Source organism: Enterobacter cloacae complex sp. SHL021 (assembly GCF_049237765.1).
Classification (GTDB): domain Bacteria; phylum Pseudomonadota; class Gammaproteobacteria; order Enterobacterales; family Enterobacteriaceae; genus Enterobacter; species Enterobacter cloacae.
On record NZ_JBMKJG010000040.1, the window covers coordinates 1 to 15,348 of the forward strand.

General features: G+C 40.4%; 13 protein-coding genes and 1 tRNA gene. 9 read left to right on the top strand and 5 right to left on the bottom strand.

All coding sequences use genetic code 11. The annotated features are described in order from the left end of the window. Window positions 1-155: 155 nt before the first annotated feature. Window positions 156-1,115, top strand: a complete 960-nt coding sequence (locus ACOTZF_RS24480) for a hypothetical protein (protein WP_421636210.1) — start codon at window positions 156-158, stop codon at window positions 1,113-1,115. A 9-nt stretch (window positions 1,116-1,124) separates the two neighbouring features. Further along, a complete protein-coding gene (locus tag ACOTZF_RS24485; RefSeq protein WP_241099227.1) occupies window positions 1,125-1,388 on the top strand; it encodes a helix-turn-helix transcriptional regulator in 264 nt (87 codons plus the stop codon). Here the strand turns inward: ACOTZF_RS24485 and ACOTZF_RS24490 are convergent. Then, complete coding sequence (locus ACOTZF_RS24490) at window positions 1,372-2,541, bottom strand: tyrosine-type recombinase/integrase (protein ID WP_421636211.1); 1,170 nt, start codon at window positions 2,539-2,541, stop codon at window positions 1,372-1,374. The genes ACOTZF_RS24485 and ACOTZF_RS24490 overlap by 17 nt on opposite strands. A gap of 195 nt (window positions 2,542-2,736) precedes the next feature. Between ACOTZF_RS24490 and ACOTZF_RS24495 the strand changes: the two genes are divergently transcribed. The 5 genes from ACOTZF_RS24495 to ACOTZF_RS24515 all read left to right on the top strand — a co-directional run bounded on the left by ACOTZF_RS24495 (window position 2,737) and on the right by ACOTZF_RS24515 (window position 9,520). Then, window positions 2,737-2,811: transfer RNA gene (locus ACOTZF_RS24495), tRNA-Arg, on the top strand. A 179-nt stretch (window positions 2,812-2,990) separates the two neighbouring features. Continuing rightward, complete coding sequence (locus ACOTZF_RS24500; protein ID WP_129317831.1) at window positions 2,991-4,247, top strand: tyrosine-type recombinase/integrase; 1,257 nt, start codon at window positions 2,991-2,993, stop codon at window positions 4,245-4,247. 73 nt (window positions 4,248-4,320) lie between these two features. Further along, entirely contained in the window at window positions 4,321-4,683 is a 363-nt protein-coding gene (locus tag ACOTZF_RS24505; RefSeq protein ID WP_241692326.1) for a hypothetical protein, read from the top strand. Between the two features lie 11 nt (window positions 4,684-4,694). Further along, window positions 4,695-6,605: a site-specific DNA-methyltransferase gene (locus tag ACOTZF_RS24510; RefSeq protein WP_129317830.1), complete on the top strand. Its 1,911-nt coding sequence runs from the start codon at window positions 4,695-4,697 to the stop codon at window positions 6,603-6,605. 2 nt (window positions 6,606-6,607) lie between these two features. After that, window positions 6,608-9,520, top strand: coding sequence for a type III restriction-modification system endonuclease (locus tag ACOTZF_RS24515; RefSeq protein ID WP_129317829.1), 2,913 nt, complete (start codon window positions 6,608-6,610; stop codon window positions 9,518-9,520). Window positions 9,521-9,592: 72 nt separating this feature from the next. Here the strand turns inward: ACOTZF_RS24515 and ACOTZF_RS24520 are convergent, their stop codons facing one another. Both ACOTZF_RS24520 and pilV read right to left on the bottom strand, forming a co-directional pair. Next, window positions 9,593-10,162, bottom strand: coding sequence for a type 4 pilus major pilin (locus ACOTZF_RS24520; RefSeq protein WP_101705197.1), 570 nt, complete (start codon window positions 10,160-10,162; stop codon window positions 9,593-9,595). Window positions 10,163-10,450: 288 nt separating this feature from the next. Continuing rightward, complete coding sequence (gene pilV / locus ACOTZF_RS24525; RefSeq protein WP_129317828.1) at window positions 10,451-11,812, bottom strand: shufflon system plasmid conjugative transfer pilus tip adhesin PilV; 1,362 nt, start codon at window positions 11,810-11,812, stop codon at window positions 10,451-10,453. A gap of 182 nt (window positions 11,813-11,994) precedes the next feature. On the opposite strand from pilV, the gene ACOTZF_RS24530 reads away from it, so the two are divergent. After that, complete coding sequence (locus ACOTZF_RS24530; RefSeq protein ID WP_069484040.1) at window positions 11,995-12,393, top strand: H-NS family nucleoid-associated regulatory protein; 399 nt, start codon at window positions 11,995-11,997, stop codon at window positions 12,391-12,393. A gap of 128 nt (window positions 12,394-12,521) precedes the next feature. On the opposite strand, the gene ACOTZF_RS24535 is transcribed toward ACOTZF_RS24530, so the two are convergent. Together ACOTZF_RS24535 and ACOTZF_RS24540 are read right to left on the bottom strand one after the other, a co-directional pair. After that, window positions 12,522-12,875 carry a conjugal transfer protein TraD gene (locus ACOTZF_RS24535; protein WP_085831759.1) on the bottom strand — a complete coding sequence of 118 codons (354 nt, stop codon included), beginning with the start codon at window positions 12,873-12,875 and terminating at the stop codon, window positions 12,522-12,524. Continuing rightward, window positions 12,872-13,123: a hypothetical protein gene (locus ACOTZF_RS24540; RefSeq protein WP_049842670.1), complete on the bottom strand. Its 252-nt coding sequence runs from the start codon at window positions 13,121-13,123 to the stop codon at window positions 12,872-12,874. Before ACOTZF_RS24540 ends, ACOTZF_RS24535 begins: the two co-directional genes overlap by 4 nt. 917 nt (window positions 13,124-14,040) lie before the next feature. On the opposite strand from ACOTZF_RS24540, the gene mobQ reads away from it, so the two are divergent. After that, a complete protein-coding gene (gene mobQ / locus ACOTZF_RS24545) occupies window positions 14,041-15,291 on the top strand; it encodes a MobQ family relaxase (protein WP_421636212.1) in 1,251 nt (416 codons plus the stop codon). The last annotated feature ends 57 nt before the right edge of the window (window positions 15,292-15,348 follow it).

Here is a 15,348-nt window from a genome sequence, read left to right on the forward strand (position 1 = left end):
TCGCGTGAAATCAATCTGCCGCCATATTCGTTCTTCGACTTCAAGCAAGGCTCTCCGTTCAAAAGTGGTGCTTATTGCCATATTGATTCTGTAAACAAAGAGCTATCCAAGCATTGTATCAAGATGATCGCAGCAGCCGGTAAAGGAGAGGCATCATGAGCGCTATTACCAAACAATGGCTGCAGCAGAAAATTGCCGACATGGAAGCAGCCAGAGATGAAATCCCGTTCGGACTGGACGAAGATGACAGCAACACGCTGGCTGCGATGAAGCTGGCGCTGGCATCGCTCGAAGCGGAGCCGGTGGTAAGCCATCTCGGAAGTAAAAATGCGCTTGATGCCATTGTTGCCTTCATAAAAAGCAACAGAAACCCAACTCTAAAAGACTACAACGAAGTTTCTGAGCGATTATTTCAGGACAATTGCCACGGTCTATCTAACCATGTCATTGAGTACATTAAGCAGATCGGGGAGGAACTTGAGGAGTTGCGATCTACTCAGGACACCGTCCCGCCAGCTCCGGTGGCTGTGCCTGAGTGTTTCAAGCGCCTTCTCCACCATGCTTACGGCATGACAATGGGGCATGACTGGAACAAAGGAACTATGGCTGGGCATCACCGTACCAAGCTGTGTCAGGCTGTTGAAGAGTGCCGCGCCGCCATGCTTCAGGGTGCAGATGGTACCCTCACCAATGAAGGTACCATACCAGTCACGCAATTTAAGCCGGTAGCAGACCTGTACGGCTTAACCTCACCAACTGGTGGTGAAACATCGTTCACTTTCGACGCTGTTGAAGCTCGTGATTTCATTGATGGCGGTTGGTCATGCCAGGAGTACGTGGAGCTTGAACGCTTTCAGGAAGCGATAACCAACCATACCGAGGATAAGCTCGCTATGGTTGACCATTCCGGTGACTCCAACAATATGGTTGAACCTGTAACGACGGCTTACAAGTTGCCACCGCATGTTTACCGTGAACTTGTTAATAGCCTGCGCGATACGGCGGTTAAGTATCAAGGATGTCAGCAGTTACGAGAGCAATTAAGCCGCACCCTGCAGGAGGTAATTCAGCCAACAGCACCGCAGCAGGAGGAGACGGAAAAACCAAAAAAGTAGATCGCTGCGATGCCTGCACTGAAGGCGCTCGCGGCGGGTGTGGTACGTGTGTTTTTAACGGTAATTTTTGATGAGGTATTTATGACTACTACTGATACTGATTTTATGGAGGAGCAGGAAGTATTCGACCTGCTCAAAAAGAAAAAAACTGCTGTTTGGCGCTTACGCAAAGAACGTGGTTTCCCCAATCCTGTTCTCACATATCCGTCACGCTACAGCCGTAAAGCAGTTATGAAATGGATTGAAGAGGGCGGCGTCAACCGAGCTGTTTAACATGCCAGAATATTTTATCGGCATACATTTCATAAGCCTCTTTCTGCTCCACCAGCCAGTCGTGTTTGTTGTACACGGCCATCACACCGCCCAGTTCATGCCCCAGCATCTTTTCGGTGACATGGGGCATAACTCCCTCCCCTGACAAATTAGTTACCAGTGAGCGCCTGAAATCGTGCGTTCTCCATTCCGGTATATCAATTTTATCCCTTAGTTTTTTCATGTAGAGATTTGCTGACGAACGATCTATTGCCTTATCCAGTTCCTGGCCGGGGAACAGGACGGTATTACCCGAATTTAAAAGCCTCTCTACAAAAGGCTTTACCTGCTCAAAAATAGGACGACGAATAACATTCCCCATTTTTGAATGCTCTGCTGGAGTTGTCCAAATTAGATCGTCCATATTGAATTCACTGTCCGTAGCCAGGCGAAGTTCTGACAATCTGGCTCCCCACAATAACAAAAGTTGGTGAAGTACCTTGTTGGAAGTAACGATCTTGTTGTTTTCCAGCGCGAGCCATATTTTTGCCAGTTCGGTATAGGTTAAAACCCTGCTACCAACATCTGGCTTCTTCCCAATCGTCTTTACGCTAAGCTTCAGAACCTCGCACGATGGTATGAGTTGTCTGCTGATACACCAGTTCATTACAGATCGCAGCTGCAGGAGAAGAACCCTGGCCTTTTTGCCGTTTTTCTTTTCCTGCTTATCGAAGAACCTAACCCATGCTGAAACAGGAATATTGACGACGGGGGCATCCGGGAATTCTGTGTACATAGTGTTGTACACAACTGACTTGTACAACGTCTGTGTATTAGGCTTCAGTGTCTCAACATACTTGTTCCACCACTGATCGAGACACTCTTTAAGCGTCAGCTCGCCATCCTCTTTGGCAAAATAATTTTTAGGGTTTAGCCCCTTGAGGTACAATTCGCGCATCTCGCCGACAATGACGCGCGCCTCTTTCAGAGATGTAGCAGGATAGCGCCCAATCGAAAGGCGAACAGGTTTACCATTCCATCGGTACCGAAACTGAAACGTAATCGTTCCGGTAGGGGTAATACGCACGCTGAGACCGTCACCATCTGTGACTTCGGGCGCGCCGTTGTACGGCTTGTCATTGATGCTGCGAAGTTTGGTATCACTGAGGGCCACGGCTCTGTATCCTGTACACACTAATTTTCAGCATTCTGTACTCAATCTGTACGCAATGGCAAGTGAACCAAATGATTTTATTTGCGTACAGACATGAACGAACAGGAAATAAAAGAGACTAAAAGCTTGAAGCTGCGTGGACTCTTGCGATAACATGCAACACAAGACGAACACTTAAAAATCAGTTATTTCTACGTCCTCTTAGTTAAATGGATATAACGAGCCCCTCCTAAGGGCTAGTTGCAGGTTCGATTCCTGCAGGGGACACCAGAGACTTGTTCGACAACGTCCTGAGATAGCCACCAACCTCCTAAAAAACAATAAGTTATCCATAACCTATTGTTCACCCAAAACCGTTAACGTCCGCCTACATCAACCTTGCTTTGTTGGTATATCTGTTGGTATCGTAAGTTCGATATGTTTTGTACCAACACTGGGAGGTGCAACCAATGGCGCTAACTGATGTAAAAGTTAAATCTGCAAAACCTTCCAGCAAGCCAATCAAGCTCACTGACGGGTTTGGTATGCATCTACTTGTCCACCCTAATGGTTCAAAGTATTGGCGCTTTCAATACCGCTTCACTGGTAAACAAAAGATGCTGGCGCTTGGCGTCTATCCTGCCGTCTCCCTAGCTGAAGCAAGGGAGAGACGTGACAGTGCCAGAAAACTGATTGCTAATGGCATTGATCCCAGCGAAAAGAAAAAAGCGGAAAAAATTGAAGAGAGTGGCGCTTTAACTTTTGAAACGGTAGCAAGAAGCTGGCATTCCAGCAATAAAACATGGTCAGAAGGCCACCGCACACTGATACTCAACAGCCTAACCACTCATGTTTTTCCGATCATTGGTCAGAGAAATGTTACTGACCTGAAAACTCGTGATTTATTGGTTCCTATAAAAAAAGCTGAACTGAACGGGCATCTGGAACTGGCCTCACGGCTTCAACAGCGTATCACCGCCATTATGCGCTATGCCGTACATAATGCACTTATTGAGCATAACCCGGCTTATGATTTGGCGGGAGCAATAGCAACAGCCAAAAGTGTTCATCGTCCAGCCCTTCCCCTTGAACGTATTGCTGAATTGATGGAAAGGATAGAGGCATACAAAGGTAAAGGACTTACCCAATTGGCTGTTCGATTGTGTTTGCTGACCTTTATCCGTTCCAGCGAGTTACGATTTGCACGTTGGTCAGAGTTTGATTTCAAAAATGCGCTATGGACGATTCCTGCAGAACGAGAACCTCTTAAAAACGTCAAGTTCTCTCATCGCGGCTCAAAGATGAAGACTCCCCATCTGGTACCGCTGAGTAAGCAGAGCATTGCCATTCTGAAAGAGATCAAAGCTATCAGTGGCGCTCATAAATTTGTATTCGCAGGTTTTAGCTATGCTGACAAGCCTATCAGTGAAAACACGATTAATAAGGCATTACGTGCGATGGGTTATAACACCCAAAAAGACGTTTGTTGCCACGGATTCCGCACAATGGCCTGTAGCGCTCTGATTGAATCAGGATTATGGTCAAGAGATGCCGTTGAACGACAGATGAGTCACCAAGAACGTAGCTCTGTTCGAGCCGCATACATCCATAAGGCTGAACATCTGGATGAACGCCGTCTGATGCTCCAGTGGTGGGCTGATTTCCTTGATGCCAACAGCAGCAGTATGATCAGGCCGTTTGAGTTTGCCCACAGGAATCAAAGCTAACTGCCTGATAACCCCTCATATAACATCATGTAATCCTTTGTTTTAACGATGTTTGAATAGCCATCGCCCTGTGATGGCTACTACACCATTCTATTATGAATTTTCAGCAATATTTGATATTGTAGCAATATTAAATACCGAGGAAATAACCATGATATCAGGTCTTGATGGTGGAATTTTCATCCTTAGCTCTATGGCTAAGGAAAAAGTCAAATCAGGTCTACTTGACAGAGCAACAATAGAAGGCTCTAAAGGCGAGTATACCGTGATTTTTGATGGTTCAGAGTGGGAAGGTAAGCCATTAGTTTTATGCAGCTCCAGACAGCCTTATGAAGCAAGAATCTTCAAAAGCATCGATGGTGCGGCGGCAGAACTACTACGCATAGGTCTAAATGAAGCTTCAATCAAAAACACCATCAAATCGAACACTAAATAATCAGGTTTAAAATGGATATGCAAAAAGAAACGATTTTTTCTGAAGTAGAAACCACGAACAGCAAACAGCTTGCTGTATTGAAGGCTAACTTTCCGCAGTGTTTTGATAAAAACGGGGCTTTCATTCAAGAGAAATTGCTTGAGATCGTCAAATCAGCGGATGTTGAACTCTCTAAAGAATCATACAGCTTAAACTGGCTGGGTAAGTCCTATGCCCGTCTATTGGCTAACCTACCACCGAAGACGTTGCTCACAGAAGATAAAAACCATAACCAACGTGGAGAGAACAAGAGCAGTCAAAATCTGTTGATCAAAGGGGATAACCTAGAAGTAATGAAGCATATGGTTAATGCTTATTCTGAAAAGGTTAAAATGATTTATATTGATCCACCATATAACACAGGATCAGATGGATTTGTATATAATGATGATCGTAATTTTACACCTGAACAACTTTCTGAACTGGCTGTTATCGACCTTGATGAAGCTAAACGTATCCTCGATTTTACTGTTAAAGGATCAAGTAGCCATAGTGCGTGGCTAACTTTTATTTATCCTCGACTATATATAGCTCGTGAACTTTTACGTGATGACGGGATAATCTATATCTCCATTGATGATCACGAACATAGCCAACTAAAAATACTGTGTGATGAAATTTTTAGCGAGCAAAACTTTGTTGGAAATATAGTCAGAGCGACAGGTCAGACCACAGGACAGGACAGTGGTGGATTAGGAAATTCATTCGACTATATTTTAGTTTATACAAAGTCAAATAATATCGATCTTAGTGGCTTACCGTTAACTGACCATGATCTCAAACGCTTTCAGAATAAGGATGACATGGGCTACTATGCTTATGATCAAATGAGAAAAACAGGAAGTAATGATAAAAGAGAAGATCGTCCTAACATGTATTATTCCGTGCAAGATCCTGACGGTAATGAGGTTTTCCCAATAGCCTCTGCTGGCTATGAAAGTTGTTGGAGATTCAGCAAGGAAACTTATTTACAGCAAGTAAATAACAATATGATTTTATGGAAAAAAACCACTCGTAATGGACAAGAGGTATGGTGGCCATACGTTAAATATTATGTTGAAGGGAGAACTAAACGTCCATCACCTCTATGGACTGAATTAGAAGGTAATAAAAAGGCAGCAAGGGATCTTCGCTCATTATTTGATGGAAAAAAAGTCTTTGATTTTCCAAAACCACTTCAAGTAATACAGAATCTGATACATATAGTGCCTAATGCTTCAAAAGATGATCTAATCTTAGATTTCTTTGCCGGGTCGGGTACAACCGCACATGCAGTAATGGCTATGAATGCTAACGACGAAGGTAATAGAAGATTTATTTCTATACAAATCCCAGAACAAACATCTCAAACATCTGAAGCACATGAGTTAGGCTTTAAAAACATCTATGAATTAACAAAAGAACGACTTTCAAGAGCATCCCAAAGAATTAAAAAAGAACATCCTGATTTTAACGGTGATCTGGGATTCAAAATATTTGAAACAGTCAATGATTTTCGTACTAAAGATGAGTCTGAACTTACGCTGTCTAATCATACTTTTTTTGATGATGTTGTATTGACTCCTGAGCAGTACGACATCTTATTGACTACGTGGTGCCTGTATGATGGCAGCTTACTGACAACACCAATTGAAGATGTTGATCTCAATGGCTACAAAGCGCACTTATGCGATGGACGGCTATATCTGATTGCGCCTAATTTCAGTAGCGAAGCACTGAAAGCTTTACTTCAAAAGCTGGATTCAGACAAAGACTTTGCTCCTAACAAAGTTGTGTTTTATGGCAGCAACTTTGAAAGCGCAAAACAAATGGAACTCAATGAAGCACTGAAAAGTTATGCTAATAAAAAATCTATTGATTTAGATTTGGTGGTAAGGAACTAATCATGTCCAAAGGGTTTACATTCGAAAAAAACTTACCCCATCAAAAAGCTGGCGTTGATGCGGTCATGAATGTTTTTGTTTCCGCCATGCCTCATCAGACGGATCATGTTGCTATCCGCCTGTTAGCTAATCCAGAACTGAATCTATCTGAACAACAATACTACAACAACATAAAAAATGTTCAGGAATTCAATGGCATTGAGCACTTAAAAGATAATTACGATGCCAAAAGCAATGTTATTGATGTTTCAATGGAAACGGGGACAGGTAAAACCTATACCTACACAAAAACAATTTTTGATCTGAACAAATCTTTTGGCATTAATAAATTTATTATTATTGTTCCTACACTTTCAATTAAAGCTGGAACCGTTAACTTTTTAAAAAGTGATGCTTTAAAAGAACACTTTCGAGATGATTACGAGCGTGAACTAAAGACTTATGTAGTTGAGAGTCAGAAAAACTCTGGTAAAAATACAAAATCGTATATGCCTCAAGCTATTCATGATTTTGTTGAAGCTAGTAATTTCAATAAGAAATATATACACATCCTTGTGATCAACTCAGGAATGATTAACTCCAAGTCTTTAACTGACACTTATGATGTTGGTTTGCTTGATAATCAGTTTGATACACCATTTGCTGCTCTAAGTGCAGTTAAACCATTTATTATTATTGATGAACCTCATAAATTCCCTACAGCTAAAAAAACATGGGAGAATATTGAGAAATTCAATGCTCAATATATTATTCGTTACGGCGCAACCTTTAGTGAAGGCTATAAAAATTTAGTTTATCGCCTGACAGCCGTAGATGCATTTAATGAAGATCTTGTTAAAGGCATTGATGCTTACATTGAAGATATTGTTGGTGATGGTAGCGCCAACCTCAAGTTCGTAAAATCTGACGGTAAAGAAGCTATTTTTGAGCTTACCGAAAATGGTAACAAAAAAACGTTCAAATTAGCAAAAGATGAATCGCTATCGAAAACACATAGCGCAATTCATGATTTAACACTCGATGCATTAAATAAAAGTACTGCAGTGTTGAGTAATGGTATTGAACTAAAAATTGGTAGTTCAATAAACCCCTACTCTTACGATCAGACGCTCGCTGATAACATGATGCTTAAAGCTGTCAAAGAACACTTTAAGTTAGAAAAAGAGTATCTGACACAAAGGCCACGTATAAAGCCTCTTACTCTTTTCTTCATTGATGACATTGAAGGGTATCGTGATGGTAATGACATTGCCGGAAGCCTGAAAACTAAGTTCGAAGAATACGTTTTGGCAGAAGCTAATAAACTGTTAAAAACAGAAAAAGACGAATTTTATAGAAACTACCTTGAAAAAACCGTTCAGGATGTATCTTCTGTTCATGGTGGATATTTTTCAAAAGATAATAGCGATAAAGATGATAAAATTGAGCAGGAAATTAATGAAATCCTTCATGATAAAGAGCTTTTATTATCTTTAGATAATCCTCGCCGTTTCATTTTCTCTAAATGGACGTTGAGGGAAGGCTGGGATAACCCAAATGTCTTTCAGATTTGTAAGCTCCGTTCGAGCGGTAGCACCACATCTAAACTTCAAGAGGTAGGGCGTGGTTTACGTCTTCCCGTGAATGAATACATGTGCCGTGTTAAAGACCGCAACTTTACACTCAACTATTATGTTGATTTTACGGAAAAAGATTTTGTTGATTCTCTTGTCAAAGAGGTTAACGATAGCTCTTTCAAAGAAACTATACCAAGTAAGTTTACTCAAGAGCTTAAGGATAAAATCTTAACTCAGTATCCTGAACTTTCATCCAGAACACTAATGAATGAAATTTTTGATGCTGAAATCATCGATGAGAATGAAAACTTTAAAGATTCTGGTGCCTATACTCGCTTAAAAGATAAATATCCAGCAGCATTCCCTACCGGAGTTAAACCAAACAAAATCAAAAAATCCACTGATGGTAAAAAACGTACTAAAATGCGTGTTGGCAAGTTCAGTGAACTGAAAGAACTGTGGGATTTGATCAATCAAAAAGCTGTGATTGAATATAAAATAAATAGCGAGAGTGAATTCTTATCAATATTCAAGTCGTTCATGCTCGAAGAAAAAGATAGATTTACTAAATCAGGCGTTCATACTCGCATTGATAGGATTTATATCCATAATGATACGGCAATGTCGAAAAGCATAATTAGTGATGATGATAACTTTGCTAAACTCAACACAATGAGTTATCGTGAATTTCTTGATAACTTATCACAAACTATGTTTGCTAAACACGATACCTTGCATAAGGTTTTTTGTGATATAAAAGACACTATCAATATCACTGACTACCTGAACATTCAAACTATCAGAAAGATTAAATCTGGCTTTAGCAAGTATTTGTTGAACAATTCGTTTAACAAGTTCAGTCTTGGCTACAATGTGATATCAAGCTCTATTCATCCTACAAAGTTGACTAATGCAGATGGTAATCCTTTAAATGAGGTATTATCAAGTGATCTTGGTGTATTGCAGGATAATACAAAATCACCATTGGATTCTTATCTTTTTGAAGAAGTATTTTATGACTCAGAGCTTGAACGGCTCAACATAACAGATGGAGAGATCCAGTCTGTATCTGTTTTCACAAAGATACCGAAGAACTCCATTAAGATCCCGGTTGCGGGTGGTTATACATATTCTCCTGACTTTGCTTACGTTGTTAAAACCACCAAAGGTGATTATCTAAACTTTATCATTGAAACAAAAAACGTAGACGGAAAAGATAGCCTGCGGCTTGAAGAGAAGCGTAAGATTGAACATGCTCAGGCACTGTTCAATCAAATAAGTAAAACGGTCAATGTGGAGTTTAAAACGCAGTTTGCTGATGATAGCATTGCTAATTTAATTAAGCGTAGCATTCATTAATCCTTTCCCCCTCACTGTTCATTCATTAGTGAGGGGGAACTGATATAAATGCGAAAGGATATTTGTGTTTTTTTAAATAGCTGTGAATATAAGAGTATTACTATTACCACCGGCTGAACACTGCGTAGCAGTTTTAGCCACATCCAGCACATCACCTGCTGCTTTCACATTCGCCGCGACTCCTACGCCAACCTCATAGAAATTTCCTGCTGCTGCAGTTACTATTTTGGTACATTCCGCTGCAGGAACATTAGAATAAGTAATATTAAAAGAAGAACCGGGTGCTTTTGATGGACCAGTTGCTGCAGCTCCCAATATAACATCACCTTTAAATGCATTAATTGGCTTCACTGCTGACTCAGAGCCACTCAACATATTATCAGGGAAAATCTTAGCCTGAACTGCCACAGTGTTTGAAAGACCAGTAAAACTTGATGCTGAAGTATATAACGACTTAACACCTGCCTGAATAGTAGCTATATTATTACTTTCTGCCTGCGCACGCTGTGAAGCTTGTACTTTAGGGTAAACGATAAATGCTGCAACCACTAATGCAGATATAATCCCAAGAACCAACAAAAGTTCTAAGAGCGAGAATCCTTTCTTGCTTTTTTTGTATTTAATTAATGCTGCTTTTTTCATTTCCTTTATATCTCCTTAGTTATTTGAATAGATATAAAAGAGATAAACCAGATAAAATATTAAACAAGACTTGTATATTCTTTATATGCTCTTATCCGATAAGCGGACTACCTGATAAAAACAAAAAAAGACCAGATCATTCTGGTCTTTTTTTGGAAGCGAGCTTCGTTGACTTTATTAAAAAACCATCAAAGATTTACAAGATTGAATATGGAGTTATTCTTCTTTGATAGTAATTAGACATTACAATTTACTTTCAACCATGTCAAATTTAATTTCATTATATAATTAACGCATTTTTTGAATGCCTGTAAGGTTACCTTCACCATCACAAATAAATGAAGTTTGAGATGAAACGTTATTACCAATAATATAAAAGCCATAAACACCTGTATTTTTCATGACGTACCCCGTAGAGCTATAACATTTAACGGAATTACTAACAGCCGTGTTATATTGCCACTTCCCCGATACACAAGAAAGAATAGCTCCACGATCATCACGGCTTAAAAGCCCATTTGATTGGCAAATATTCCCAGCGACAGAAAGACCATTAATTTGAATATATTCACCCACAGTAGTTCGACCAATTGACTCTACTGCAGCACCTTTGAGACCCTTGTCTGACACTATGTTTCCAGAAGCTTTTATCTCCCCAATAGTATTTATTGCGCCTTCATCGTTAATATTAACACCAACGATTCCGTTTTGTGGATTTTTAACTTCAATGCGTCCATTAGCTACCAGAGTAATAGAAGAATTGTTATCTGAAAGAATATCTAGTTGTTTTTGACCAGATATTTTGATTTCGAAGTTATTGCCAACAGCATCACCTCCGATAACCAAACTATTTCCGTACCCATTGTGAGCAATAACTTGTCCAGCAGCCGATATTGTACCACCGGATATTATATTACCACCGAAATCACCTGAACCTGCAGCAGTTATATCTTGGACATTCTTGATGCTTTTACCTCCCATATTAAGATCTCCCGTCATCGGCAAAGTACCATCACGACGAAGATAAACAGAATACATGGTGGAATCATATCCTACGCGATATGCCATCAATCCTGCACTTGTAATATTACTGTAATCTGTAGATGTCTCTTTCCATGCACCCTGTAAACCTGATGCTAACGTTGCTGATTGCGTCATACCACTATCAATACCTGCCGCTTGCATCGCTCGACCCAATAAATCGTAACGATACTTATCCCCTTCCATCCAAGGCAAAGTCGTTGTAATAAGACCATTAACTACATAGTTAGGTGATATTCCTGAACGTTGTAATATAATTTTATATGAAGATTTTTGTGCATTAATACCGGTGTATGACGCAGGTAATAACCCTTCATTAACCAGTGTCTGGTATGTAATTTCGCAGCCTGAAGCATTACAGACACGGGGACCCGGATCGCTTGACTGACTGCTGCTTGAAGTCAGAGTGGAAAGTTTATCATATCGGATATTAATATAACCATTAACCGCCTCCCCGACCTGTTTAATTTGCTGACCAACAGCATTAGCTATAATCGTTTCCTGTTCATTATTCATATCCTGAAAACGCATAAATGCCATCATACTACCCACACCCAGCACCAATACGAGTTCTAACAGGGAGAACCCTTTCTTATTTTGTTTTTTCATTTTCATCGTCCTTTTTTATTTCACGTATTAATTAATTATCAAAAATAAACAGGAGGTCAAGACCGATGAATATATAATCAATGAAAAGATTAATAATAAAAATTAAAATGAGCCGATTTTATCTCTCACTATCCGGTTTGTGGTATCATTACAATGATTTTATACATTCAGGATAAAAGACAATGACAGACGCTATTAAAACACTTAATAACATCCGTACTCTTCGCGCTCAGGCACGAGAAACAGATCTCGCTACTCTGGAAGAGATACTCGAAAAATTAACAGCTATTGTCGAGGACAAACGCCAAGAAGAGACAATCGCAAAGCAACAAAATGCTGAACGTCAGGGCAAAATCGAAGCCCTGCGTGCGCAACTGCTTGAAGATGGCATTGACCCGTCTGAGCTGCTGGGTAATGTTAAATCATCACGTCCTGCTGCTTTACGTGCTCCTCGTCCTGCAAAGTACAAATACATCGACGAAAACGGCGATGAGAAAACGTGGACAGGTCAGGGTCGAACACCAAAAGTGATTGCAGCTGCACTGGAAAGCGGTAAGGTTCTGGAAGATTTTGCCATTTGATTGAGAGTTTTAATTTGCTGCCAAGGATGGTGGTAAAAATTGGCTACCGCGCCCTCTGGGGCTTGCTCAACAGCTCCCCAGCCTAAAACAAGTTTTAAGCCGGAGAGCTGTTCGGACGTGAAATTATTTTATGGTCTGAATTTCTTGAGAACTCTTTCAATGTAGATTTGTCCATTTACTTTATACCGTTCGATATCGTGTGTATGTAACGATGGAACTTCTAACAACAAACCAAAGAGTAATTGCTTATCTACCTCACTTATATCACAGTTTAAAACCTTGGCAACCTCTGCACCAAGAATTATTTTTTGTCGTGTGTTTTCTTTTTTGCTGTCTCTTTTTTCTTTTGCTTTAAGGTAATTTAATTTGTTTTGTGCTCCAGCAATTTTTTGCTCAAGTGTTTTCTTAATTTCCGGCCTGTTTCTATCACTCTGAAAAACATTGCCAGTTAGATAGGTATTTTTTATTTCATCATCACTCATTCTTTTCTCCACTGATGCCTATGATTATAAGGAATATTACTTCTGAACTCATCATCTGAAAGTGCTCGTTTGATTGATTTAATCCGGGAACGGAACTGTTTCTTTTCCTGTTTCTTTTTAAACTCAACTCTTATTTCTGTGATTATCTTTTCTGCTTCACTATACGCTTTTTCCAGATCGGTATAGATTCCATTATCAAGTAATCGTTTTGCTTCAAGATCGATGGCTTCATCGTTATTTTTATACATAAAACCTCCCTGTATTGATTTCCTGATTATGTATTAACACAATTTACAGATAAATCAATAAGTAAGGTGTTAAATCTTATCTGACAACCCAAATACTTATAAAGCCAATGTTAATAGTCCATAATGCAGCATTAACACAGATTAGTATTATTTCTGACTCACACAACTCACCGATACTCATATTCACCCCGTTTATTTTATGTTCTTATATTCTTTTATATTAAATAATTTACTTTGGCAAATTATGAGTTTTATCGTGATAGTAATCTCTGATTAATGTTGTCTCTTTTTCCCTACAAAAAAACAACTACCAGTAAAAATAAAGTACACACTAAGAATATAACAACACTATGCGCTAATATTCACTAACAACTTTGAACGATTCTCTCCGCGTTACTTATTTTTGTTTATCAGTGATTTTCATTTTATCTTTCGATTTTCCACTCTAATTTCTTATCCTAACCTGTGAATTGTGCAACAGGGAAAGCTACCAATATCTTTTGCTATTTTTCTATTTTAGTGTTTTCCCGCCTTACGGCGGGATAAATTAATACTCTTCCTGTCCTTCGGACGCTATCAAAGGCCAATCCGTGTAATATCGAGGTATACTTCGCCCGCCCATCCATATTGCGCCGCTTATTTCGGCGTTTTGTTTTACAGCCATTCATATATTTAGTATTAATTAATAAAGGCAAGCCTTATACATTGCCGTTATTTTTGAGCCATTTATGGCGATAAAAAATAAAGCAATGCCCACTTACGCATTATCGCTTCGCTCTAATGCCGTGGGGTCTACCGACGGTTGCCTGCCGCAGGCTAAAACCGTTTCCTTCGGAAACAAAATCAAGGTCAACGTCAACCCCGGCGTTTTCCTTACGTAAAACGAAAAGCAGCATTTGGCATTGAGGAATACTTGGATGGCGATATACAGTTTTAAAATGGAGAACATCAGCAGAGGCGAAGGTCAGTCTTCGGTTAACTCTGCTGCATATCGTCACCGTAAAGTTTTCTTCGATAACAGAACGGGTGAAGTTTGTGGTCGCAAAACAGCACATAAAAAGGACCTTGCCTTTGCGCAGATTTTTGCACCTGAACATACCCCTCCTGCCCTGATTGTTGACAGTGAAACACTCTGGAATGCTGTTGAAGCCTCAGAGAAGAGAAAAGATGCCCGCCTTGCCAAAGAGTTTAAGATTGCCCTCCCCGCTGAGCTAACACCAGAGCAGAACATTGAACTCACTGCAGCTTTTGTTCTTGAGCACTTTACCAAGCAAGGCATCATTGCCGATGTTGTTATTCACGATATTAATGGTCATAACCCACATATCCATATAATGGGAACCACCCGTGAGGTTCTTTCTACCGGCTTTGGTAAAAAGGTCCGTGAGTGGGACAAGCCTGAAACCCTTGATAGCTGGCGTAAAGGCTGGCAGGACATCTGTAATGGGTTCCTTGACCTGTATGGTCATGATGAACGCATCGATCACCGTTCTATCAGGGTTCAGTATGAGGAAGCCCTTGAACAGGCTACGGCTGCTGCTACAAACGAAGAGAAAGCAATCTGGCTGGCTAAAGCTATTGAAACAAACCGCGATCCAATACTTCATATCCCTCGTGACCGCTGGGGAACTGTTGCAGCTCAGGAACAACGTGCCGCAGAGCAAGCCATACGTGATGAGCTGAAAAAAGAAGCTGACGAAGCCTACTTTACCTTTAAAGATCTTCCATTGGACATTGTTGTTGATGTTGCCAGCTTTAGGGTTCATGCACTGGCTGAACCAGAAGAAATTGTTATCCCGGATAACACAGGCAGAGCTTCATCTACAGGCTCGCAGAAACCTGTTCTGGTTGCTCCTGCGCCTCATACACGCACTACACTGAAAAACCCATCCTCTTCAACAACAAGAGCGATTAAACGCGCTCCTGTTAAAGCTAAGAGGAAGCATGTTGAACCTCGTCAGGATGGGATTTTCAAACGTTTCACACTGTTGGTCGTCGGATACATAAAAGAGAAATTCGTCTGGGCCAGAAAGAAACAGTCCCCAGTTTCAGTGGATGCTGAACATGATAAACGTATCGCTGAAAACTATGTCTTTGATGAGGTTCAGGGTATTTATGTTTCACGCGCTGTGACCTGCTCCCCGTTGATTAGTACACCCCGATGTTAGTAATGTCTTCATAAGCCACATGAGGACATCCCCATGAAGAAGCGTTTTTCCGACGAA